Source organism: Novosphingobium sp. BL-S-21, from assembly GCF_055521655.1.
Genome location: NZ_JBVFVP010000003.1, coordinates 768,844 through 791,469, shown reverse-complemented (window position 1 = coordinate 791,469; position 22,626 = coordinate 768,844). Strand labels below are relative to the sequence as shown.

Annotated in this window: 21 protein-coding genes and 1 pseudogene; 11 read left to right on the top strand and 11 right to left on the bottom strand. The window is 59.3% G+C overall.

From position 1 onward, the window contains the following. Position 1: 1 nt before the first annotated feature. The 7 genes from ACZ1J6_RS25915 to ACZ1J6_RS25885 form a co-directional block, all read right to left on the bottom strand. The gene (locus ACZ1J6_RS25915) at positions 2-1,129 is read right to left on the bottom strand and encodes an acyl-CoA dehydrogenase family protein (protein WP_465128556.1); all 1,128 of its coding nucleotides are present in this window, start codon (positions 1,127-1,129) and stop codon (positions 2-4) included. Further along, a complete protein-coding gene (locus ACZ1J6_RS25910; protein ID WP_465128555.1) occupies positions 1,129-2,187 on the bottom strand; it encodes a glycosyltransferase in 1,059 nt (352 codons plus the stop codon). Before ACZ1J6_RS25910 ends, ACZ1J6_RS25915 begins: the two co-directional genes overlap by 1 nt. Beyond that, entirely contained in the window at positions 2,184-3,140 is a 957-nt protein-coding gene (locus ACZ1J6_RS25905; RefSeq protein WP_465128554.1) for a glycosyltransferase family 2 protein, read from the bottom strand. The genes ACZ1J6_RS25910 and ACZ1J6_RS25905 overlap by 4 nt, the downstream gene beginning before the upstream one ends. Beyond that, on the bottom strand, positions 3,133-4,251 hold the full coding sequence (locus ACZ1J6_RS25900; protein WP_132270394.1) for a glycosyltransferase family 4 protein: 1,119 nt from the start codon (positions 4,249-4,251) through the stop codon (positions 3,133-3,135). The genes ACZ1J6_RS25905 and ACZ1J6_RS25900 overlap by 8 nt, the downstream gene beginning before the upstream one ends. 76 nt (positions 4,252-4,327) lie before the next feature. Next, complete coding sequence (locus ACZ1J6_RS25895) at positions 4,328-6,580, bottom strand: catalase (protein ID WP_465128553.1); 2,253 nt, start codon at positions 6,578-6,580, stop codon at positions 4,328-4,330. 289 nt (positions 6,581-6,869) lie between these two features. Then, a complete protein-coding gene (locus ACZ1J6_RS25890; RefSeq protein ID WP_132270510.1) occupies positions 6,870-7,148 on the bottom strand; it encodes a hypothetical protein in 279 nt (92 codons plus the stop codon). A gap of 16 nt (positions 7,149-7,164) precedes the next feature. Then, entirely contained in the window at positions 7,165-7,527 is a 363-nt protein-coding gene (locus ACZ1J6_RS25885) for a nuclear transport factor 2 family protein (RefSeq protein ID WP_132270509.1), read from the bottom strand. Positions 7,528-7,775: 248 nt separating this feature from the next. Between ACZ1J6_RS25885 and ACZ1J6_RS25880 the strand changes: the two genes are divergently transcribed. Next, the gene (locus tag ACZ1J6_RS25880; RefSeq protein ID WP_465128552.1) at positions 7,776-9,011 is read left to right on the top strand and encodes a sulfotransferase family protein; all 1,236 of its coding nucleotides are present in this window, start codon (positions 7,776-7,778) and stop codon (positions 9,009-9,011) included. Positions 9,012-9,249: 238 nt separating this feature from the next. Continuing rightward, on the top strand, positions 9,250-9,426 hold the full coding sequence (locus tag ACZ1J6_RS25875; protein WP_165921592.1) for a hypothetical protein: 177 nt from the start codon (positions 9,250-9,252) through the stop codon (positions 9,424-9,426). Positions 9,427-9,494: 68 nt separating this feature from the next. On the opposite strand, the gene ACZ1J6_RS25870 is transcribed toward ACZ1J6_RS25875, so the two are convergent. The 4 genes from ACZ1J6_RS25870 to ACZ1J6_RS25855 all read right to left on the bottom strand — a co-directional run bounded on the left by ACZ1J6_RS25870 (position 9,495) and on the right by ACZ1J6_RS25855 (position 14,502). Beyond that, positions 9,495-10,277 carry an SDR family NAD(P)-dependent oxidoreductase gene (locus tag ACZ1J6_RS25870; RefSeq protein WP_465128551.1) on the bottom strand — a complete coding sequence of 261 codons (783 nt, stop codon included), beginning with the start codon at positions 10,275-10,277 and terminating at the stop codon, positions 9,495-9,497. 11 nt (positions 10,278-10,288) lie between these two features. Further along, the gene (locus ACZ1J6_RS25865; RefSeq protein ID WP_465128550.1) at positions 10,289-11,479 is read right to left on the bottom strand and encodes a zinc-dependent alcohol dehydrogenase; all 1,191 of its coding nucleotides are present in this window, start codon (positions 11,477-11,479) and stop codon (positions 10,289-10,291) included. After that, complete coding sequence (locus tag ACZ1J6_RS25860; RefSeq protein ID WP_132270502.1) at positions 11,479-12,039, bottom strand: SRPBCC family protein; 561 nt, start codon at positions 12,037-12,039, stop codon at positions 11,479-11,481. Before ACZ1J6_RS25860 ends, ACZ1J6_RS25865 begins: the two co-directional genes overlap by 1 nt. Before the next feature lie 207 nt (positions 12,040-12,246). Next, complete coding sequence (locus ACZ1J6_RS25855) at positions 12,247-14,502, bottom strand: hypothetical protein (protein WP_465128549.1); 2,256 nt, start codon at positions 14,500-14,502, stop codon at positions 12,247-12,249. Positions 14,503-14,645: 143 nt separating this feature from the next. Here ACZ1J6_RS25855 and ACZ1J6_RS25850 point away from each other — a divergent pair, with 143 nt between their 5' ends. From ACZ1J6_RS25850 to ACZ1J6_RS25810, 9 genes and pseudogenes are all read left to right on the top strand, one after another. After that, the gene (locus ACZ1J6_RS25850) at positions 14,646-15,530 is read left to right on the top strand and encodes a 3'-5' exonuclease (RefSeq protein ID WP_465128548.1); all 885 of its coding nucleotides are present in this window, start codon (positions 14,646-14,648) and stop codon (positions 15,528-15,530) included. A gap of 59 nt (positions 15,531-15,589) precedes the next feature. Continuing rightward, positions 15,590-15,847: a hypothetical protein gene (locus ACZ1J6_RS25845; RefSeq protein WP_465128547.1), complete on the top strand. Its 258-nt coding sequence runs from the start codon at positions 15,590-15,592 to the stop codon at positions 15,845-15,847. 51 nt (positions 15,848-15,898) lie between these two features. Continuing rightward, the gene (locus ACZ1J6_RS25840; RefSeq protein ID WP_465128546.1) at positions 15,899-16,204 is read left to right on the top strand and encodes an OB-fold nucleic acid binding domain-containing protein; all 306 of its coding nucleotides are present in this window, start codon (positions 15,899-15,901) and stop codon (positions 16,202-16,204) included. A 314-nt stretch (positions 16,205-16,518) separates the two neighbouring features. Further along, a pseudogene (locus ACZ1J6_RS25835) lies at positions 16,519-17,217 on the top strand (SOS response-associated peptidase). A 260-nt stretch (positions 17,218-17,477) separates the two neighbouring features. Next, entirely contained in the window at positions 17,478-17,888 is a 411-nt protein-coding gene (locus ACZ1J6_RS25830; RefSeq protein WP_465128545.1) for a response regulator, read from the top strand. Positions 17,889-18,244: 356 nt separating this feature from the next. Then, the gene (gene kaiC, locus ACZ1J6_RS25825) at positions 18,245-19,927 is read left to right on the top strand and encodes a circadian clock protein KaiC (protein ID WP_465128544.1); all 1,683 of its coding nucleotides are present in this window, start codon (positions 18,245-18,247) and stop codon (positions 19,925-19,927) included. Then, the gene (locus tag ACZ1J6_RS25820; RefSeq protein ID WP_465128543.1) at positions 19,924-20,205 is read left to right on the top strand and encodes a circadian clock KaiB family protein; all 282 of its coding nucleotides are present in this window, start codon (positions 19,924-19,926) and stop codon (positions 20,203-20,205) included. The genes kaiC and ACZ1J6_RS25820 overlap by 4 nt, the downstream gene beginning before the upstream one ends. Beyond that, positions 20,202-21,662: a sensor histidine kinase gene (locus ACZ1J6_RS25815; protein WP_465128542.1), complete on the top strand. Its 1,461-nt coding sequence runs from the start codon at positions 20,202-20,204 to the stop codon at positions 21,660-21,662. Before ACZ1J6_RS25820 ends, ACZ1J6_RS25815 begins: the two co-directional genes overlap by 4 nt. Positions 21,663-22,045: 383 nt before the next feature. Beyond that, positions 22,046-22,606, top strand: a complete 561-nt coding sequence (locus ACZ1J6_RS25810) for a PAS domain-containing protein (protein ID WP_243654509.1) — start codon at positions 22,046-22,048, stop codon at positions 22,604-22,606. The last annotated feature ends 20 nt before the right edge of the window (positions 22,607-22,626 follow it).

Sequence of the window (22,626 nt, the reverse complement as noted above, 5' to 3'; positions counted from 1 at the left end):
CTTACCATAAACCGTCCCCATCACCCCACGCATCTCGCTCCAGCCACGCTATCGCTGCCTGATCGCGTGCGTAGTCCGGACCCGCCTGGCGTAGATAGAGCGAAAGATCGCGTATGATTTTGTCGATCCGCTGCCCGTCCATCGCACTGCGCGTTCCCACGATCCGGGCGGCTAGCTCCATCACATCAAGCGCGGCGCGTTCCACGATACCCCGGGTCATGCGTGCAAAAGCCGGACCATCCGGGTCGTTTCTGGCAGCCCGCAAGGCGCATTCGCGAACCCAAAGGTAGGCCGTGCGCGTGGCCGCGACGCTATGCGCGAACTTGGCGCGCTGAAGCGGATCTTCGCGAGCGGTTTGGGACATGGCGGTACGGGTCTCTGTCAACAGGGCTTCGATTCCGCCTAGCTGCACCGCGGTGAAGCGCCATGCCCCTGTCGTGAACCGGGGGTCCCGATCATAGTCGCCAGGCCCGCCCAGCAGGGCGGCAGGATCAGGTTCAAGTCCGGTCACGTCGTAGCAGCCGCTTACGCTCGCACGCATCCCGCGTACGCGCCACTGTGACAAGTCAGCCCGCGCAGCTTCGTTGGCTCGAACCACTACCATTCTACGCTCGCTTTCATGGCCCTGCACAGTGATGACACAGTGAGCCAGTCCCCCTGCCCCGCTGGCAAAAGTCTTGCTGCCTTCAAGGCAAAGCCGACCTTCCCCGTCGCTATTCAGATGCACGCCGGGCAAAGGTTCGGTGGCCCATACGCCGTAGAAGGCTCCGGTTCGCAGCTCCTGGCAAAGCCAGCTATGCTGGCCAGCTGTACCATACCAGTCGAACAAGGCCATGGCATTGACATGTCCCTCGTAGAGCCGCCCGACGCTCAAATCCGCCCGGCCAACAGCGCGAAGGACATCGAACATCTCGCGGTGCCGCTCCTCCTCGCTGGCAAAGATCATGCCGCCACTCGCCTGCGGAGCGAAATCCTGGTGAAGCCCGGCGGATGCAAGTTCCTGCATGCTTTCCGACGGAAACATGGGTTCTGCATCGTACCCGGCACCAAGATGCTCAAGCCGCGCCGCGATAGCCGCTACACGCCGCGCGGGGCCTTCATCCGATGCCGGTGAGAATATTCTCTCCATCACTTTTTACATTCCTGCTGCTGCATGACGTTGGCGGCACATTGCGCAAGCCACGTTGCCGCCTTGCGGGCGCCTTCCACGTCGCTCAGCAGCGCGCGCGCGGCCGGCTTCAATGCCACCCCCTCTTCCAAAAGCTCGGGCCAGCTGGCCGGGTGAGGCCATTGCTGCAATACAAGCGCAGCGCCAAGGGCGGAAAGGCCCTGAGCGGTCACCCGCTGCTCGTCGTAGGGCCTCGTCTGCGGTATGCAGATGAAAGGTTTGTCCGCAGCCATGACCGCTCCCACGACACCGTCACCGGCAGCGCCCACGACAATCGACGACTGCGCTATTTCGCGTTCAGGTGCTTGCACCCAGCCTGCAAGAACGAGATTGGGCGGGCATTGCAACGGTGCAGTGACGGGGCCAATGGCGCGCCATTCCCAGTCCGGACAAGCTGCCGCCGCTTCTGAGAGGAGTTGCCCGTCGCCGGGCGCCCCACCCTTACCGAAAATTACCAAAACCCGCCGAGCATCCTGGCTGTTGGCGGGACCGAGGGATGTTACCGGCGGCGCAGCGATCCCAGGGCAATAGAAGCTTTTGTTGCGAACCCAGCTTGGTATCCCGCTCGGCTCCAAGGATTGGTGAAAGGGTGTCAGCAAGCCCGTGGCACCGCGAAATGCATCCAGGTGAGCAACATCGTTTCGCCTGCCGTTCAAGCGCACGTAAATTGTCGGGACCGATGCGAGCCGCGCCAGCATCGCCACTTCAGCCGAAACATCGATGATCATCATGACAGGCCTTTGCGCAGCAATCCAGGAAGTCATCCTCGCTACGCGTTCGCGCACTCCCCGATGATCGATGGGTGCGTAATGAAGTGCATCCGGCCTGGATACGGCGTCGTCGGCCCCGTCGAACTGCTTGGAGCGGGGCCGGTCGTCAGGTAGGTCGATCCCGGCACCGCCGATCCCTGTTCCCAGCAAAACCACCGGCCAGTCGATGGCGCTGGCTATGGCATCAGCGCGGGCACGGTGGCCGGCGCCGTGATGGTGGACATAATAGCCAATCGGGCGCAGCCTCATGGAGATAACTCCAATACCATGTCGTGAGGCATTGGCGCCAGGAACGGCTCCTCGGCGGCGATCCTTTCAGCGCCGCCCGGCATAGCCCGCAGGTGACGGCGCCATAATGCCCGTTCACGCCAGTGCTCGAAAGCCGGCGCGAGCGGCTTTTCTCCTTTGCCTGCCAGCTCGAACAGCTCATTCATGGCAGCTGCCATTCCCCCGCTTGCCCTGCCCTCACGCCGCGGCGAAACGAAAGTATAGACATTCAACGGGTGCGCGAGCCTGGCGCCCTTGGAAAGGGCGGCATTGACCAGTGCCTGGTCTTCGCCTGTCTTCAGCAAAGGCACACCGCCGCACCGGACGTAAAGATCCGCGCGAATAGCCAGTGATGCTCCTGTGTGATCGCCGTGGCGGGGAGGTGCATCCCAGGCGACCGGGTCCAAGGCATCTTCTATCTTGCGCACGGTCTCCCAGTAGCGATCCCAGGCGCTGCGAAGCCTGCTTACGGGGCCTGGAAGGGCCTCATTGTCCTCGATGATGATCTTTCCGCCAACCATATCGGCACCTCGCCGGAGGGCTGCTACGATATTGGCGAGCCATCGCGGCGGCGGCCGGGTGTCCGCGTCGGTGCTGACCAGGACACCGCGTGAAGGGTCCCCGAGCAGCGCAAGCCCGGCATCCATCGCGCATCGACGCGCAGAGCCTGCGTGTGCCAGCTCTTCTGGAAATGTGACGTCAAGCGTATGAACGTCGATCCGGCCCTCATGAAGGCGCTGCGCCTGGGCAATCGCCTCAAGGCTTGCGTCCTGCGAATTGTTGACGGCGATTACTATCCGCACCGGCACGGGCCAGTCTTGTGCCGCCAAAGCAGAAAGCAGGATGGGAAGTCGCTTCGCCTCATTGCGAGCCGGTACGCAGACGCACAGTTCCAGGTTTTGAGACTCTTCCCCCATCCCGGTCCATTCAGGCATGACGAGCAGCAGGCGCGATCGGCTGGCAAGCGGCGAAAACTTCAGCCGGTCCCGGATGACGCAGCGAAATGCGGTGACGATAAAGCGCCTCATACCCATCGACCATCCTGGCCGCGTCGCATGTTCGCTCCGCGCGCTGCCGACAAGCGCTCCGTTCCAGCCGAAGAGCTGCCAGTCCAGCCTCGGCGAGCGATGCCACATTGTCAGGCTCGGCCAGGGCGCCGCAGCTTGCATCCAGGATTTCAGGGATGGCGCCGCGCGCGAACGCGGCGACAGGCACACCGCAGGCCAAGGCTTCGGCCACTACCAGGCCATAAGGCTCGTCCCACAACGGTGTGCAGAGGAACGCCCGCGCGCCGCCCACCAGACGTGCAAGCTCGGTATGGTCAAGATGGCCGACGTGGATGATATTGGCGTCAAGCTGGGGCGCAATGTGCATCCGGTAATATTCGCGGTCAAGAATGGGTCCTGCAATCCGCAGCGGTAATCCGATCTGGCGGGCCGCCTCAATCGCAAAATGCAGACCTTTTTCAGGCACAATCCGGCCGTACCAGACCAGATAGGCGTTAGGGTCAGGCTGAGGTTGATACGAGAATTTGTCGAGATCGATACCGTTGAGAATAACTTCTTCGGCTTTCGCGACATGTTCCCATAACTGACCAACGGACTTTGATACGGCAACGAATGCATGATCGTTTGCCTTGCATAGCCGGATGCCGCTTTCCAGCCAACAGAACGGCGGCGTGTGCAAGGTGGTAACCATCGGCATAGGCAGCGTATCAGCCAAGGTAACGGGCAGATAATGCAGTGAATTATTATGGATGATGTCGAAATCGCGATCACGTAGCCCATTCATGAGGCTGAGATAGGCATGGTGCTCCTTGAAAAAGGCAACATCCGTTGCCTCGGCGGTACCCACATCGTCCAGCGACGTCTCGGTGCAGATTGCTTCCAGTCCGAGACCGAATTCCGAGCGAACCGATGCAAATACTGTGACCGCGTGCCCGCGGTCACGCAAAGTTCTCGCCAGAAGGTGTGTGTGCATCTCCAATCCGCCCGCGAAAGGTTCTGCTATCGGATACTTGAGATGGGCGATGATGCCGATCCGCAGGGGCGAGTTGTTCGCCCCTGCCAGACCGATCGGCACGGCGACCGCACGTCGTCCCAAGCAAGGCCCCAGTAGGGCGTCAGGTTGCGGGCCGTGCATCCAGGTCGACCTCCATTTCGCGCGGCCAGTGACGCAGCGCGCGGCAGGCCTTGAGGAAGGCGCCGGCATCCTTTGCACCGTCCAGTTTCAGGCAGGCCTCGTCGAGATCGCCGGCGATCCCGGCCTTGGCGAAGATCGCCTCCGCCGCGCCGGTGTAACCGATGAACTTGCAATGCGCGAAGGCGTCAGTGACGAAATCCTTCGCCGCCGCATCCATCGCGAGCAGCCCCGCGCCCTCCCCGGACACCACCAGAGCCACGGCATCGAACAGCACCGAGGGGCCGCCGTCTATCTTGTGCTTGGCGGCCAGACGGGTCCCGTCCGACAGCGTCACGCCGCCGACTTTGGGTGCAACCACCTCATAGACGGCGCCCTCGGCCTCCACCGCTTCGAGCAGGGCAGAGAGCACCGCCGCGTCGGCGCCGTCACTCACGAGGATGCCCAGCTTGCGGCCCTTGAAGTCCGCTGGACCGTTCTTGACGATGCTCAGCTTGTCCGAAGCGGGAAGGTTCGCGATCGGCTCGCGCGCCGCGACCGCGGGATCGGGCAACGGCAGGCCCAGCCCATCGGCCACGGTGCCCGCCAGCCCGGGATCGATGCGGATCAGGTGGGAGACGGTACGCGCGCGAATGTCCGGGCGCTCCACTTTCGACAGCTCGAACACGAGGGCATCGGCAATGTGCTTCTGCTCGACGGGCGTCTGGCTCACGAAGAACTGCCGTGCCTGGCTATAGTGATCGGCGAAGGTTTCCGACCGCACCCGCTGCTTCGGGCCATCTGCCGTCTCGGCATAGCTGGTGAAACCGCGCACGGGATCCTCGCGCGGGCCGCCCTGCTCGGCGCCCCAGCTGTTCGGTTCGTAATTCGCCCGACCCTTGGGATTGCGCATGGCCATGTGCCCGTCCTGCTGGAAATGAGCCATGGGGCACTTGGGCGCGTTGATCGGAATATGCGTGAAGTTGGGTCCGCCCAGCCGCTTGATCTGGGTGTCGAGGTAGGAGAAATTGCGGCCCTGAAGCAGCGGGTCGTTCGAGAAATCGATCCCCGGGGGCACATTCTGGGTGCAGAAGGCCACTTGCTCGGTCTCGGCGAAGAAGTTGTCCACCACCCGGTCGAGCACCAGGCGGCCGACGACGCGGATCGGCACGAGTTCCTCGGGGATGAGCTTGGTGGCGTCGAGCACGTCGAAGTCGAAGCTGTCGGCAAAGGCATCGTCGAACAACTGGACGCCCAGTTCCCATTCGGGGAAGTCACCCGCGTTGATGGCGTCCCACAAGTCGCGGCGATGGAAGTCCGGATCGGCGCCGTTGATCTTGACCGCCTCGTTCCAGACCACCGATTGCAGCCCCTGCTTCGGCTTCCAGTGGAACTTGACGAACGTGGACTTGCCCTCGGCGTCCAGCAACCGGAAGGTGTGCACGCCGAAGCCTTCCATGGTGCGGAAAGAGCGCGGAATGGCGCGGTCCGACATGGTCCACATGATCATGTGGAAGCTTTCCGGCGTCAGGCTGACGAAGTCCCAGAAATTGTCGTGCGCGGTCTGGGCCTGCGGGAAATTGCGATCCGGTTCGGGCTTGGCGGCATGGACGAGATCGGGGAACTTCATCGCGTCCTGGATGAAGAAGACCGGGATGTTGTTGCCTACCAGGTCCCAGTTGCCCTCCTGGGTGTAGATCTTGACCGCAAAGCCGCGCACGTCCCGCGCGAGGTCGAACGAACCCTTCGATCCGGCCACGGTGGAAAAGCGGACGAAGGCGGGCGTGCGCTCGCCGACGCGCTGGAACACGTCGGCCCGGCTGACATCGGCCAGGCTATCCGTCAATTCGAAGTAGCCGTGAGCGCCGTAGCCGCGCGCGTGGACGACACGCTCGGGGATGCGCTCATGGTCGAAGTGGAAGATCTTCTCGCGGAAATGGAAGTCTTCCAGAAGCGTCGGCCCGCGCGCGCCCTGCTTCAGGCTGTTCTGGTCGTCCGAAACCGGCACGCCCTGCTGGGTCGTCAGCGCCGCAACGCCCTCCCCGGCGCTCTGGCGGGTTTCTCCGCCGGATCCTTGCGTCTCGGCGTAGCTATGGGAGATCGCGGCGTCAGCCGGAACCGGGTCGGCTTTGGCGGGCGTTTCGCCGCCGATATCGGCGGCGGTGACGTCAGATGGGGCCTTCTTCGATGGCGTCTTCGACGGGCTCTTCTGGGCAGGTGCACGCTTCGCGGAAGCTTTCGTGGGGGTCTTGGCCATGGGTTATCCTGTCGATTGAATCGAAAGTGCAACTCGAAGCCGAAGGGCAAGTTGCATAACAAATTCGTTCGTTAACCTATGTAAATCACTTTATCGCTTCGATGACCCGCCATTATCGCGGCATTTGTAGCCGGCATGCGTGAAATAGCCCGCGCCAAGAACCAACAGAAAAATGAGTGCGAACTTTCGGGTTATTAATCCATCGCCCCTAAGCCCTATTGCTTCAAACTCCTCGTTTTGGAGCGTTCGGCGTGGCGCGAAAGCATCTGCCAAGCCGAACGCCCCGACCTCATACGATACGCAGGGCGCGGCGTACGTCATTCGCGCGGTTCTCGTCGTTGATGTCGACCGATACGCGAATACCCCCGCCCAGCTTCGTATCAGAACGTCCTGCTTCCAGCTTCGTGGCATAGTCGCCGCCGCTTGCCGCGCGCCCCGAACTGTTGGTTTCGCCTTCTGTCTCGACAAAAATGTCAGTCCGTTCGATGCCATGCTCCTGCACCAGGTGTTCGATGGCGAGGTCAGCTTCCTCCCGGGTGGCGAAGATTTGCTCGATAGTTTGTGACATGATTATTCCTCCGATGTCATGCGCTGGCGATAAGCGGCGGAGTTTGCTGGTGCTGGACCACGCGCCATTGCTCGTGTCCAAGGCGCCGCAGCGTCGAGGAGCAATTTGCCTCGTAATCATCCCCATCCGATCGAACTGCCTTGGCTTTGTAGCCGATGACGATGAGCCCTTCTTCGGGCCGCGCTACATGCTTTTCTGAAAATTCGACTGCAGACCAGCGCGGCGTCTGGGCCATGGCTTCAACAGCCTGGCGTCCTATATGGATGAAAGGGGGCGAGGGAACGACGAGAATTGCCTCATCATCTATGAGCTCAGCATAAGTTTCCGTCGAACCCGTCCAAAGCTGCGCTTCGAACTTCCAGATACGTTCATCGTCCATACCGATCTCCAAACTGTCCAATATCGACGTCTCACCGCGACACATGGTTCCCGTCTCTTCACTTGATGCCGGAATAAAGCTGCCGAAAGCGTGATCATTTGCGCTGGAGCGTTATGCTTGATACCTGCCCTCCATAATTCGTTTAAACCTATGTTATAAATGCGTTGTTGTATATGTCGCCTTACGCAAGACGACCTTAAGAATTTTTTGCAAAAGGCACCTAACTTCGCCTCATTTGTTCAATCCGGATGGCAAGTCTTGCTGATCAAAGTTTAGTCCCGCATCCCGCGCCCGCCGGTGCTAGGCGACGCGCTCTTATCAATAAGGCGTTGGCCGGCGCCTGGAAGAATGGCCGCCTTTCCAAACCGAAGCTCGAACCTGGCAGCCTCGTGGCAACCGCCCGGGAAATCTCGCAGCTGGATGACTTCGGCGCGGAGATGGGATGGAGAATACGTCTTGAGCAGCTTTGCCGTGCACTGCACGATACTGCGTCGCTCAATCCTTTAGGTATAACCCTTGCCTATGGCCAAATTATTTCGGCTCTGCTGCATCGCCTGAGAGCCAACGCCCTTTGGATGCGATACCCGCAAATCCTGTCTCTGCGAATCCCGCCGCCAATCTTGATAATTGGCCAGATGCGGTCCGGTAGTACTCGAATGCAGCGATTGCTCGCCTGCGATCCCGCCTTTGCACACACTCGTTTTTTCGAAAGCTGGAATCCAATTCCCGCCAAGCCACACTCCTTTCCGGACGAGCGTATTTTAAAGAGCTGGATAGCCCTCCAAGTCGCCCATTTCCTTAATCCCGAGTTCAAGGCTATCCATCCCGCAAGCGCTTGCCTCGCGGACGAGGAGATCGGTTTTCACAATTACTCCTTTTACGGCTCGGCGCTGGAGGCGCAGTGGCGCATACCCGCATTTGCCCGCCACTGTGAAAATGCGGGCAATGAAGACGTCTATCGGGAATTCAAACAACTTTTGCAGACGATCCTCTGGCTGCGCGGTTCCGCTCCTGAAAAATCCTGGGTGCTCAAGGTGCCTCAGTTTTCTCAAGATCTCGGCGCCCTTCTATCAGTGTTCCCCAGAGCCAAGGTCATCATTCTCGATCGAGATCCAGCCGAGGTTGTCGGCTCATCCGCTTCGCTGGTCTACAACCAGATGTTGCTTCAATCCGGCGCTGCGGATCGCGCCTGGATTGGGCGGGAATGGCTGCGTAAGAGCCTGCTTCGCCAAAGGATCATGGACGGCTTTCGGCAACAGGCGGGCTCCTCTTGCATTGTGATAGATTATCGCACGATGCAGGACGATTGGCGCACGGGCATGAAAGCCGTCTATGGATTTTTCGGCCTCCCGCTTACAGACAAAGTGCAACGACGCATGACCGATTTCATCGGCAGGTCCTCGCGCCTTGCGCTGCATCGGCATCGGTACGACCTGACTGATTATGGCCTGACCGCCACGCAGATTCGCGAAGCCTTTGCATGAACTGAACAAAATCCTGCCATTGCCCGCTTGGCGGATCTTCCTGAATGGGCATTTCCTTTTGCGAGATGAAAGCGATGGCCATGCAGCTGCCCGGGCAGTGCCCGGGTGACCGCGCGGCGCCCGCGCTCCGTCGCTTCACGGGAACGTTAAAGTCATCCTGAGCCTTTCATAGACAGCGGCATTGGCCCACGTGATCCAGCCGAACGGAGCCTCGCTGCTTTTCACCTAGGAGGTATCTATGGCAGAAAATGATCCGGAAAATCCGACAGGACCTTTGGGAGATGCGAGACCGGACAAGGCGGATCCGCACAAGCAGAACGAAAGCGGTCAAAAGCCGGAAAAGCTTGAGGATCGGCCCATGGTCAGTACAGTTACACCCGAAGACTACCCGGAAGATCAGCGCGCCAAAGGCTGAGCGCGTCTCATGCTAAAAAAGGGGCGGCCTTAACGGCCGCCCCCAAAGACATTCACCAATGGACAGACTCAGTTGTCAGAGCCAGGCTCCGCCATTTTGCGGTGCTGTTCGGCAAGCATGCTGGCAGGCGTGACATGGGCAAGCGTCGCCTGAAGCTTGTTCTTCCAACCCGACACGACGTGCGCCTCGCCTGCCATGAGCGCCTTCCACCCGTCACGGGCAACGTCTGCAGGGTCGCTTTTATGCTGCGAGGTACCCACGCTAGTATCGAGCATGTCTGCCCGCGCGAAGAATTCAGTCTCGACCGGCCCAGGCATCAAAGTCGTGATGGTAACACCGCTTACTTCCTTTATCTCGTTTCGGATCGCATCTGTGAAGCTGTCGACGAAGGCTTTGGTGCCGTTGTACACGGCCTGGAAGCTGCCAGGTATGAACCCGGCGATCGAGCCGGTGACAAGCACTTTCCCGTCATTGCGAGAGACCATGTCTTTCAGAACCCTTTGAAGCAGATAAAGGGTGCCTGTGATGTTGGTATCGATCACGTGCCGCCAGTCAGTCACCGCCTGGTCGAGAAACCCGTGCCCAAGCCCGCGTCCGGCGTTCGCGCATAACAGATCTATCGTCCTGCCATTTGCCTTGGCCAAGACCTGATCGACACCTTCCAGCGTCGAAAGATCCGCATCGAGGAAGGTGATCGTTGTACCAAATTGTAGGAGATCTGCAGCAGCGGCTTCTATCAGCGGTTCATCGGCGACGACAAGCACGTCATAACCAGATTGGGCGGCCAATGTCGCCAATTCGAAACCGATGCCTGTCGAAGCGCCAGTGACCACTGCGAATTTTTCAGCCATGGGGCTACCTCCTATTGCGCCGCGACGGCAAGATCGGGCTTCAGCACGACCTTCGTCACTTCGTTCTGATTATCGTGGAACATCTTGTAACCTTCGGGCGCCTGCTCGAGCGGCAGGGTATGCGAGATCAGGAACGTAGTATCGATCTTGCCTTCCACGATGGCATTGAGCAGCGCAGGCATGTAGTGCTGCACATGGGTCTGCCCTGTCTTCAGTGTGAGGCCTTTTTCCATGAAAGCTCCGAGTGGGAACTTGTCGACAACGCCGCCGTAAACCGCAGGCATCGACACCCGTCCACCTTTACGGCAAGCTACGATAGCTTGCCGGATGGAGTGCGTCCGGTCGGTTCCCATGAAGGTCGAGGCCTTGATCTGGTCGATCACATTGTCGACAAAGAAACCGTGCGCCTCAAGACCGACTGCATCGATGACCGCGTCCGGTCCTATGCCGCCTGTCATCTCCATCAGTGCTTCGTAAGTCTTCGACTCTTCGAAATTGATCGTCTCCGCACCGAACCGTTTCGCCAGTTCCAGCCGCCGAGGGAAATGATCAATAGCAATGACACGGGAAGCGCCCAACAGGAACGCTGACTGCACTGCGAACAATCCTACCGGACCGCATCCCCAGACAGCCACCGTATCGCCTGGCTCGATTTCCGCGTTCTCCGCGGCCATCCAGCCGGTCGGCAATATGTCCGACAGGAACAGAACCTTTTCGTCCTCGATATGCTCCGGTATGATAATTGGCCCGACATCGCTGAAAGGCACACGGACATATTCTGCCTGGCCGCCTGCATATCCCCCGGTAAGGTGGCTGTAGCCGAATAGCCCCGACATGGGTTGACCGTAAAGTTCTCGTCCTATGTCCTGATTTTCTGCGGGATTACCGTTGTCGCAGGCCGAATATTGATGCTTGCCGCAGTGATAGCAGCTGCCGCACGCGATGGTGAATGGCACCACCACCTTCTGGCCTCGCTGGAGCGTGCTCCGGCTGCCAGTTTCCACGACTTCGCCCATAAATTCATGGCCGAGGATGTCACCTTTCTGCATAGTCGGGATATAACCGTCATACAGATGCAGATCGGAGCCGCAGATGGCCGTTGCCGTGATCTTGATGATCGCATCGCGCGGATTGAGGATCTCCGGATCGTCGACCGTATCAACCCGAACGTCGTGCTTGCCATGCCAAGTGAGCGCGCGCATCAGCCGTTATCCTTTTCCAGTTGAGCCTTTGTCCGGGCGGCCGTGGCTATTTCGCCGGTTTCCATCAGCTGTTTGAAACGCCGCAAATCGCGGCGAGTTTGAATGCGCGGTTCGCGTTGAAACAGCTTTGCTATAAGTTGACCCACCAGACCTGCGGGTGGGTCATAGGCAATTACCGCCCGCACGACCGTTCCGCGCGCGCCGGCATCGCGGAATTCGATCCGGCCGCTGTTTGCAACATCCGCGCCTTCGGCAGATTGCCAGGTGATCTGCTCGCCCGGCACTTCATTGGTGATCACAGCTTCCCAGCTGACTTCGCGACCCGCAGGTGCCTTGACCGTCCAGCGCGAACGCACCTCGTCAATAGGTTCAATGCTGGCGATATTTTCCATGAAACCGGCAAGGTTGGCCGTGTCGCGCCAAAAATCGTAAAGTTCGCGCGAAGGCCTATTGATCGTGACCGCCTCTGCTACCAGGGTCCGATCGGATCGGAATTTTTTTGAAGTCGTGACCGGTGCATCGTCGTGCTGCGGCCCATCCGGATCTACTTCCGTAGCCATCTTGTCGCTCCTGCTAATATGCTGATCGAACTCGTCTGGTGTTCGGCTAGTTCCGGCATATTGTGCAAAGGCAAAAATCGCTTGGATGAAACGAGATTTAAACGCGCCCGGCCGGCCCCTTGCGGGCGATCGGGTCCAATATTCCGAAACCGACTTATCTACTACATAGAACAGCTCTCTTTAGAGAAAATATTAATCCACGTTAATTCAAGAACCATCGTCCGACCACGTGATGATCAGCCGCCCCTGAGCAGGGACATTGAAGTCGACGCGCGCGTTGTCATGGGAATGGCCCCGCGGCATATCGCCGCCTGCGGTGGCGACTTTGATCCGGGGGAGTCTGCGACGCTGCTCGCGCACGAAGTTGAGAGCGGCCATACACGTTTCGCCGCCGTCGAGGACAATACTGAGCGAGCGATCGCCGGTCCTTTCCCAGCCCCGGATGAAATGGTCGCAGAAAATTTTGAAGGGCGCACCCTCTACGACATGAAAGCTGAGGGCCGCGAATACAAGCGCGGCCCCGGCGCCGTAGACCTCCTGACCTACTTGGCCCGGCGCCTGGCCGTCTGGATACAAGTCTTCAAGAGGGAACGATAAAGAACGATCAATGTGCCCGTTCCTGTTCTGCGTCGCCAGAATCTCTTTGGGCAAGGCGTCCGGATAGTAATACCAGGCCCGATCAAGAGCATATTTGCAATATTCCGCTACCAGCATTTTGACCGCCGGCTCCAGATCGGGTCCGCTGTCGTCGAGGTAGGCAGCAAAGGCCGTAAAGGCGTCGAAGCATTCGTAAATGGCCATATACGGCGCATCCTGCAGGCAGGTCGCTCCCAGGAAATTCTTGTAGTGAACCGCGTGCTCGAGCCCACTCTCCCAAATCTCACAGTTGTGGAAGAAGCTGGCAAGATAGACGTAGCTTTGCTCCGCATAGACGATATCGTTCGTTATGCGATAAAGCCTCATGCAGGCGGCGGCGCCCCAGGCGGTAAGATTGGCCTGATAATTGAGGTTGAAGCGCATGCCCATCGCGGCGTCGATGGCCGCACGCGCTTCGTTCAAAAAGCGTGGATCATCGGTCAACTCGTGGGCCTGGAGCATGACCTGCGCATAAAGACCGCCAACGTCGGTCTGCCCTCTCTCGTCATTTGCGGTCGCAGTTATTACCGAAAAATCGGTTATATCATACTGTATAGGCCATCTGTATGAAAAATGATGAGCGGCTTCTATACAGAATTCGATACATTCCATGAAAAGTTGTTTGGAGAAATTGTCTCCCTTCAGCGCCATTCGTGCCAAGTTTAGCATGGGATGGTACAAGTACCAGCTGTCGACCGCATTGGCATTCTTGTCTTTGCCTACGTTCGGCAAATAACGCCTGAGCGCCTTCAGCTTTGGGTCATAAAATCGGCGCAGGCCCGCCCGGAGCGCTGCTTCCAGTGAGTGAGGCTGACCTCTCCAGCGTCCCCAGTCGAACACGGCTGCCAGTATCGAAATCTGGACCATTGAATCCGGATATTCGCTGGCCGTGTAGGGATGCACATAATGATGGCCGTATGCCTGGACCTTCGCCTCGGGAGCATTCTCAAGATCTGCCAGCGTCCTATCGGCCCGCTCGACCCAGTCCCGATGCTCGGTCCGGGGCAAATCGAGAAGCTTATAGGCTTCTCCCAGCATCTGCAGGAACTGCCTCGCCGACTCTCGCTCATGCGGTGGAGCGTGGTGGCGCACTACGAGGATGCCATCTGACAAGGTTATTTCTTCCCCTGCGCGAAGCGGGTGGGATGGCGGCGTTCCCGACTGCGCGGGCGTGGGCGGCAAGTACCCAAGCTCTGGCCACAAGCCACCAACCGCGCCGTCCGGACTGGTTTTGGTAGCCCGGTAATAATCGTTTATCGCCGTCAGATTCTGGAAATACAGGACGTTCCCGAACATGGGGTCATCTATTCGAAAATAGAGTACTCCGCTGTTAAGTCCCCGCTGCGCAGCCTCGACATGGCCGCGAGCCCCAAGCGGGTTGTCCTTGGCATCGAGTGGATAGATATCGCGGGGCAGGAACGAGATAAGCATGGGAGACAGGGGTACGAACCTTACCGTCAATCGAAGATGCTCAAGCGCGTCACCTCCGGCTGCAAGCGTAATTACATGCTTGCCGAGCACGCTGTCGAGCCGCAGCTTGATCTGACCCTTCTTGGTAGCTTCAAGCCGGCATTCGTAAGGCACCGCAAGGTATGCGGCTCGCCAGGCAAGGCCGCCCGCACCCGGTCGGCGGATCAAGACCCACAACGAATCTTCGGCGGCAAGAATTTCTCCGGTCAACTCGCCGAATGTGAACCTCTTTACGCTGCGGCCCGCTTTCACGCTCAAAGCGTACTGGAGAGCAATGACCTGCCCGCTGGCCGGCAGTGTTTGGCCTAAGCGTTCATGGCGCGCCGCTCGCTGCTTCGATTTGGCGATCTCGGTCATCCTGGATCTCCCTCGTTGTTCGGCAACGGGCTAACCGCTATTCAACGATGGGGCCTGCCGCCCGTTCCTGGAAGAGATTTTCGCGTCAAATAACCCTTCCCGATCTGCTTTCGCGAATTCTTGGCAAAGGCTAGACGTCACGCATGACCGACTGCTGCCTCGATGATCATGCCGCTGCTGCGCTTTCGCTCGCGCGTCATCCCGATTACAGAGTTCTACGCCGCCTGGAGCCGGTCGAGCGTTTTCAAACCCCGTTACCTATAGGAAACACCCGGATAGGCGTCGTGCTTGACGTAGAGACGACCGGCCTCGATCAGGAGAACGACCGCATCATCGAGCTTGCAGTGCAGCGCTTCCGGTTCGACGACGCTGGCCGGATTGTGCAGGTTGGGCAGCCAAGGGTCTGGCGCGAAGATCCCGGCACCCCGCTCGATCCGCGCATCGTCAAGCTCACTGGACTTACGAATGAAATGCTCGAGGATCAGGCGATCGACGAAAGTCTCGCATTTGATATCCTGTCATCGGCGGATCTGATCATCGCCCACAACGCCGCGTTCGATCGTCCGTTCGTCGACCGCAGGCTACCCGCCGTGCGCGGAAAGCCTTGGGCGTGCTCGATGGCTGAGCCAGACTGGCTCGAGCTGGGTTTTGACGGGCGCGCCCTTGCTCACCTCGTGTATCAGTGCGGTTGGTTCTACGAAGGGCATCGCGCCGAGAATGATATTCTGGCGCTGCTCTACCTGCTGGCACATGGCCTCCCCGGCGGCGTCACAGTGCTTGCAAAACTCCTCGAGTGCTCGCAGCGCCCCAGCTACCAGGTCAACGCCATCGATGCCCCTTTCGAAGCAAAGGACCTGCTGAAAGCACGAGGCTATCGCTGGAACGCGGCGATGCGGTTCTGGTCCCGCGAAATTGCGCAAGCGGATCGGACAGGCGAGACCGCTTGGCTTATGAGCGAGGTCTATGCGGGATACGGTGAACCGGCCCTGATCCCCGTCAGCGCATGCGAGCGGTACGTCCGCGCCTGAGCGCCAACGCCCGCTAGTCCGTAAGGTCTGCTCGCGGCCTGTCCGATGTGCACGGCGCCATGATCGTTGCGGCTCGCAGCGAGGCGCCTCACGAGAGCCTCGAAGCCATCTGGCAGCGTGCCGGCGTCCCGCCGGCCGCGATCGAGAAGCTGGCCGATGTGGACGCTTTTCACAGTCTGGCCCAGACCGCCGCCAGGCAATCTGGCGGGTCAAGGGTCTCGGCGACAACCCCCTGCCCCTTTTTGCCGCTGCGGATGTGCGCGATGGAGAGTCCAGTTCGGAAGCTGCCGAACCGCTGGTTACCTTGGAGCCGCTGAGCGAGGGGCGCGAGGTGGTGGAGGATTACCGCACCATCCAGCTTTCGCTACGTGCCCATCCACTGCAGTTTTCTGCGCGCCGATCTCCAGCGCCGCGGCATGAAGTCGGCGGTCGAGCTCGATCAAGCAAAGGACGGAAGGCATGTCGAGGTGGCCGGAATCATTCTTGTACGGCAGAAGCCAGGCTCGCCCAAGGGTGTGCTGTTCATCACCATCGACGATGAGACCGGCACTGTGAACGGTGTCCTCTGGCCCGGCCGCTTCGAAGCGCAGCGTCGCTCCGTGCTATCGGCGGCCATGGTCGGTCAAGGGAAGGTTGCAGCGCGAGGGGATCGTCACGCACATCATTATCGATAAAGTTATCGACTATATGCCCCTGTTTCGTTCAATCGGCGAGCGAGAGTTTCCCTCGCTGCCTTCACCGGCCGATGCGGCCCGAAACGGCGGCGGTCCGGACCCTCGCGGCAAAGTTGGTTACACACCTGACAGCAATTCCCATGGCCTGGCTGTTCGCTCCCGTGACTTTCGATAGCCTGCGTGCGCGTTCGAGAACCGCTCGAGCGATCAGATATCCGCTTAGAGGCGACGCTAAAGCCCTCTCGGGTCACACCCTTTTTGAGAGTGAGCGCAATTCATTTCGAGGCGGCGCACGCGAGCACGCGCGCTGACTCTTGGAGTGCTGTTCAAGGCTGCCTATCTTGGGTCATACGGAAAGGAATTTCGCAATCTGCAATCTCTATCGGCTTACTACGCCTTTCGACGCCGTCGCCGCGTTGTTCGGTGTCAAGACGAAGGGGCGGCCCAATCACTCCGAAATCGTATCTCCTACCGGCTCCGGTCTGGTCGTAGTGAAAGACGAAGTCCGCGCTATGCATTGGGGTTTCCCCCGCGTCGTCGTCAGTCACATGAGCGGGGAGGCTTTGAAACCCAAAGCAGTGACAAATACCCGAAGTGACAGGATTGGCTCACCGTTCTGGCTCAAGAGCTTCAAAAGCAGGCGATGCCTGGTTCCTGTTTCAGCCTGGGCGGAAGCGGCCGGTGAAAGAGGCCGCATGACGCGAACATGATTTTCCCTTCCTGACCAAAGCGCCTTTGCCATCGCCGGGATCTGGCTCAATTCACCAGAATGGGGACACGTCTTTTCGATGCTCACCGTGGAGGGGCATGCCCAGATGGATGCTCTGAATGACCGGATGCCTGTAATCTTGCGCCAAGAAGACTGGAGAACCTGGACCGACGGCTCACCTACAGCAGCCCATGCGCTGTGTCGCACCTGGAGGGCTTCTCTGATGGTTACCCCTACTGACCAACCCTGGTCCGACCGGATCTCGCCTGCAGCCGCGCAAACGCAGCTTTCCTTGCCTCTGTAACTGGAAGCTCCCGAGCCTTTGACGGGGGTTTTCGGCGCGATACTGGCACTGCGGAAATTGTCGGCTTAAGGCCGGCCACTTCGCGATAGCCACGCAGCCGAATTTGCCGCCAAGGTCTGGGAAAGAACCTCGCGCCGGTTTTTGACAACGCCTCTTTCGCGAATGCGCCAATGGCTTCCTCTTCAAGCCTCTTCGATCCGCCCTCTTCAGGATCATTCGGATCACCGAGGTGTTAGTCAGCCAAGCTGCTGGAGCAATCGATGCCCGAAGAGATATTTCCGTTTGCCGTCGTTGCCGACGATGATGCCCTTGCGCGTATCAGTTCGGCCGATATTCTCGAAAATGCTGGCTTTCATGTTCTCGAAGCGGCCGATGTGAACCAGGCCCTTCAGATCCTGGAGTCGAACGGTCAGGACGTGACCTTGCTCCTTACCGATGTACGGATGCCGCCCAACGACCGTACCGGCTTCGAACTGGCCCGCGAATGCGCAGCCTCTTGGCCCCACATCAGCATTCTCGTAGCCTCGGGCGTTGCAGAGCCCTCCCCCGGCGATCTTCCCGACGGCGCCATCTTTATCAGAAAGCCCCTCAGCTCACAGCGCATTTACGATCGGCTGCAGGAGTTGTTACCTCTTAGCGCCCAGCCCGCGCTTTTAAAGGCGGCCGTATAGTCTGCCACGCCGCACACTTGGTGGGTTTCTATATACTGGATGCAAACGCCTTGCGTTCGTGGGACTTCGCGGTTGGCAAGGCCCATGCCTGACAGTCAGCTTTGGTTTTTCGGCAACGGTGCGCATGCTGCATCAAGGGCCACGGTCAACTTCTTTCCGACCTGTCACGCCGCGGTTCGCCGGGTTCCTTTGCATGTTCAAATGTAGCGGGAGCTGGCAGCGCACAAACCTCGCCGAAATCTTGGGAACCGGCACTGCCGATAGGAGTTTGCTTCCGATCGGCCGGAACATTTCGGCCGATTGCCTGCCCATGCCGCCTCGATTGAGCCTGCCGTGCGCTACAACCTGGAAGATAAATGACTGCTGGAATCGAAAAGGCCGCGACCGGAATAGAGGGCTTTGACGACGTTACAATGGGCGGACTCCCGCGCGGCCGGCCCACGTTGGTCTGCGGCTCGGCAGGCTGCGGTAAAACACTTTTCGCCTCGACATTTCTGGTAAACGGCGCTCGTGCGGGTGAACCGGGCGTTTTCGTGACCTTCGAGGAAAGACCTGCGGACATCATCGACAATGTCGCCTCCCTGGGTTTCGAACTCGATGCCCTTGTCGAAAAAGGTCAGGTGGCCATCGAGCACATTGCCATTGATCCATCCGAGCTGGCGGAAGTTGGTGATTACGATCTGGAAGGATTGTTCCTTCGGCTCGAGCTTGCGGTCGAAGAGGTCGGCGCGAAGCGGATAGTACTCGACACGATCGAAAGCCTGTTTTCTGCCTTCCAGAACCCGGCGATCCTGCGAGCGGAAATTAGGCGGTTGTTCGACTGGTTAAAGGAAAAGGGCCTCACGGCCGTGATCACAGGCGAGCGCGGTGACGGCACTTTGACACGGCAGGGGCTTGAGGAATACGTTTCCGATTGCGTGATCCTTCTTGACCACCGCGTCCATAATCAGATTTCGACGCGCCGCATGCGGATTGTGAAATATCGAGGCACCGCTCACGGTACCAACGAATACCCATTCCTCATCGGCGAGGATGGATTCAGCGTGCTTCCCGTCAGTTCTCTTGGCCTTGCGCACAAGGTCTTCGAAGAGTGCGTGTCGAGCGGCATTCCAGATCTTGACGAAATGCTCTCCGGTGGAGGCTTTCACCGCGCGAGCAGTGTGCTTCTCTCCGGGATCGCAGGTTCCGGTAAAAGCTCGATCTCGATGAGCTTTGTCGATGCCGCCTGTCGCCGCGGCGAAAGAGCACTTTGTTTCTCCTTCGAGGAGTCCTCCGATCAGATAGTCAGGAACATGCGCTCGATCGGCCTCGACGTGGCGCAGTGGTTGGACAACGGGTTGCTGCGCTGCGTATCGGCACGCCCTACCTTCTACAGTCTCGAGATGCACTTGGCGATCATGGTGCGCGAGATTAGCCGCTTCAAGCCCTCTCTCGTTGTCCTGGACCCGATCTCGGCGTTCCTTGACAGCGGCGAGCAGCTCGAAGTCCAGTCGATGCTGCTGCGCATGGTCGATTACCTGAAATCGCAGGGAATCACCGGCATCTTCACGCACCTTGCGCACGACCAGACGAAAGCAAAGACGGACGCGGGGCTCTCGTCACTGATGGATGCCTGGCTGCTGCTCTTGAACCGCGAAGTCAACGGCGAGTTCAACCGCGAGCTTTATCTGCTCAAGGCACGCGGCATGGCCCACTCCAACCAGGTGCGCGAATTTGTCATGAGCGACCAGGGCATCCGGCTGATTGCTCCGTATCTTGGCGATGACGGCGCTCTGACCGGATCAGCGCGGCGCTTTGCCGAGGCAAGGGATCGCCGGGAAGAAGTCGCCCGCCGCGCCGAAGTTTCTGCGCTGGAGACAAGACTGGTCCAGCGGCGCCGCAAGACCGAGGCCGAAATTGCGATATTGCAATCTGAACTGGCTGCGGACGAGGCTGATCTTGCGCGGCTGGCAAGTTCGGAACGTATGTACCGCGACCAAGCTGCGGCCGATCTTGCGGAACTTGCGGCGAGCCGAAGCGCTAAAGGGGCATGTGCATGACGAAGCCCACCGAGCTTACTCTATACGTGGCCGGACAAACGCCAAAATCGGTGGCGGCGATACGAAATCTAGAGCGTATTTGCGAAGAGCACGCCGAGGCGAACTTCGTGGTGAAAGTCGTTGACCTCAAGGAAAACCCACGGCTTGCCCGGGAGCATAACATCGTCGCGATACCGACATTGGTCCGCCAGCTTCCCGTGCCGATCCAGAAAATCATCGGCGATCTTTCAGACACCGACAAGGTTCTTGTCCATCTCCAGCTCGGTGATGCTGCGTGAATGACGAAGCGGCGCTATCTGCCCTTCCCTCGGAGGAATTGCGCCGCCGCCTGTATGAGGCAGAAGAGATTCTTCGCGCCATCCGCGAAGGCGAGGCAGACGCCCTCGTTGTACGCGCGGCCGACGAAGAAACGATCTTTGCCCTGGCCGGCGGCCAGGACAGCTATCGTGCGATCATGGAGGCGTTGGACATCGGCGCCGTGGCGCTTGATGACCAGGAGCGGGTCTTGTACGCCAATGCCGCGTTCTGTGCCTTGCTCGGCTGCACGCCTGGTACCTTGCAACGTGAAGGCATGTTTGCAAAGCTCACGCCTGGCTCGGCCGACATCGTGCGCAGCACCATTAATCAGGCCCGCCGCGGCCGGCACCAGACGCAATTCGTAGAGATCCATAACGGTGCCGACAGGCACCTGATGGTGACCGCCGCGCCGTTACCGCTTGCGTTTGGAAATGGCAGTGCGCTGACTTTTACCGACGTCACGGCGCGCGTGGAAGCTGCAACAGTCGAGCAATCCGAGCGCATAGGCCAGGCGGTCATCGCCTCGGCCAACGAAGCTGTGGTGGTGTGCGATCCTTGCGGGGTCGTTCTTCATGCAAACGCGGCTGCAGCCGCAATCGCCGGCAAGGATCCGGCGTGCTTGGCGTTCAAGGACGCTTTCCCCCTCGCTTTCCCGATGGGCGGAGCCGTGCTCTACCCGGAAGACCTAGTAATGATGGCCTGCGACGGAGCGGCAATCAAAGGTCTTGAGGCATCCGCCGCGTTCTCTGATCCACCAAAGGACCTGCTTGTAAGTGTTGCGCCTCTTCGCCTCGCCGGCGAAACGGTTGGTGGCTGCGTCATCACGCTGGTGGACCTTTCGGAACGCAAGGCGGTGGAGAAACGCCAGACCCTGTTAATGCACGAGCTCGACCACCGGGTGAAGAATACGCTTACGATGGTTCTATCCATCGCGGGTCGTACGCTTTCCAGTGCCGAAAGCCTTGCCGATTTTAGGGACCGTTTCACGCGCCGGATCCAGGCGCTGGCCGCCACCCATAACCTGCTCGCTGACGCGGCATGGACCCGGGTCGACCTCGCCGCGCTGATCAAATCCGAGGTAGCGCCCTATGTCTCGCCAACCGGTCCCAAGCTTGAGGTAAGCCATCTGGACCATACTGTCACACCGGACGTTGCCATCGCCTTTGGTCTCGTCGTACACGAACTCGCCACTAACGCTGTGAAATACGGCGCGCTTTCATGCGAGACCGGCCGGGTCGTGGTGAAGGGGCGAACCCTTGAGACCGGTAACTACGAAGTAGTCTGGAGCGAAAGCGGCGGTCCGCCTGTCGAGATGCCCACCCGGAAAGGTTTTGGCCAGACGCTGATCACCCGCAGCCTAGCCCGCGGTGCTGGAACCGGCGCAATTGTAGATTTCGCACCTGGCGGCCTTATTTGCCGGATGGTTATCCCGCTCTAGCGAACAATCGCGGAAAAGGCGCTGTGCCGGAATTCGCTGTTGAACAGTTGGGCCGCTTGGCGACCTGCCGAGGCGCGGAATATCTTACCGAGGTCAGACCGGATCAAGCGTAAAGGCTCGCGCAAATGTCCAGCTCATAATGGCGAAAGCCGCAGTCAGGCAGCATTTTCAACAAATTTGGGATGCTTGAGAGCGATGGTGTATCGGCAAGCTAAACGCGTTTTTTTGCATCGGTGCGTATTTGCAATCCCGAAAGCGAAAGCTAGGGTAGCGATCTGAGCGAGCCCACGGGCAAACAGGTCGTATCAGAGTGTCCTTGCTACACTCGTAAAGTTGTAAAATGGCGCGCGGATCTTCGACGTCTCATGCGCTGGAGAAAATACGTGCAGGAATTGAATGTGCCAGACGACCTTAAGATCTTCATCGAAGGGTCGCCAGTGGCATTAGCGTTGGCACTTCCCGACGGCGACCACCCGCTCGCCTTGGTAAACCCGCGTTTTTCGGAACTGACAGGCTATTCTCATGCCGAACTCGTCGGGCGCAATTGTCGACTGCTCCAGCGCGATGCCGATGACCGTGATGCCCGGGCAAAGCTCCGGGCTTTCCTAGAAGACGACGCAGCGCCAAGCGTGCGCACCCCCATCCTCAATTTCAAGAAAGATGGCACGCCTTTCGTCAATCTTCTTTACATGTCCCGCCTGCGGTCGTTGTCGGGGCCGACGCGTTTCATCTTCGCTTCACAGTACGACGTGAGCCGGGCACAGCCGGAACGACTACAAGATTATGATCAGGCACTTGGGCAAACTTTGACCCGTCTTACCCCCATTGCCGCCGAAAGCGGCATAATTGTTGAAGGCACGCTCACCACGATCGCACATTCGGCAACGACGATCGCCCAAGCGAAACTAACGCTTGCCGATCTCGATGAAGGGTCGATGCTTTGACCGGCGAAACGGACGCTGCC

Coding starts and splice junctions, on each gene's coding strand:
- ACZ1J6_RS25915 (WP_465128556.1), bottom strand. CDS start 1,129: ATGGAGAGAATATTCTCACCGGCATCGGATGAAGGCCCCGCGCGGCGT.
- ACZ1J6_RS25910 (WP_465128555.1), bottom strand. CDS start 2,187: ATGAGGCTGCGCCCGATTGGCTATTATGTCCACCATCACGGCGCCGGC.
- ACZ1J6_RS25905 (WP_465128554.1), bottom strand. CDS start 3,140: ATGCCTGAATGGACCGGGATGGGGGAAGAGTCTCAAAACCTGGAACTG.
- ACZ1J6_RS25895 (WP_465128553.1), bottom strand. CDS start 6,580: ATGGCCAAGACCCCCACGAAAGCTTCCGCGAAGCGTGCACCTGCCCAG.
- ACZ1J6_RS25890 (WP_132270510.1), bottom strand. CDS start 7,148: ATGTCACAAACTATCGAGCAAATCTTCGCCACCCGGGAGGAAGCTGAC.
- ACZ1J6_RS25885 (WP_132270509.1), bottom strand. CDS start 7,527: ATGGACGATGAACGTATCTGGAAGTTCGAAGCGCAGCTTTGGACGGGT.
- ACZ1J6_RS25880 (WP_465128552.1), top strand. CDS start 7,776: ATGGCAAGTCTTGCTGATCAAAGTTTAGTCCCGCATCCCGCGCCCGCC.
- ACZ1J6_RS25875 (WP_165921592.1), top strand. CDS start 9,250: ATGGCAGAAAATGATCCGGAAAATCCGACAGGACCTTTGGGAGATGCG.
- ACZ1J6_RS25870 (WP_465128551.1), bottom strand. CDS start 10,277: ATGGCTGAAAAATTCGCAGTGGTCACTGGCGCTTCGACAGGCATCGGT.
- ACZ1J6_RS25865 (WP_465128550.1), bottom strand. CDS start 11,479: ATGCGCGCGCTCACTTGGCATGGCAAGCACGACGTTCGGGTTGATACG.
- ACZ1J6_RS25860 (WP_132270502.1), bottom strand. CDS start 12,039: ATGGCTACGGAAGTAGATCCGGATGGGCCGCAGCACGACGATGCACCG.
- ACZ1J6_RS25855 (WP_465128549.1), bottom strand. CDS start 14,502: ATGACCGAGATCGCCAAATCGAAGCAGCGAGCGGCGCGCCATGAACGC.
- ACZ1J6_RS25850 (WP_465128548.1), top strand. CDS start 14,646: ATGACCGACTGCTGCCTCGATGATCATGCCGCTGCTGCGCTTTCGCTC.
- ACZ1J6_RS25845 (WP_465128547.1), top strand. CDS start 15,590: ATGATCGTTGCGGCTCGCAGCGAGGCGCCTCACGAGAGCCTCGAAGCC.
- ACZ1J6_RS25830 (WP_465128545.1), top strand. CDS start 17,478: ATGCCCGAAGAGATATTTCCGTTTGCCGTCGTTGCCGACGATGATGCC.
- kaiC (WP_465128544.1), top strand. CDS start 18,245: ATGACTGCTGGAATCGAAAAGGCCGCGACCGGAATAGAGGGCTTTGAC.
- ACZ1J6_RS25820 (WP_465128543.1), top strand. CDS start 19,924: ATGACGAAGCCCACCGAGCTTACTCTATACGTGGCCGGACAAACGCCA.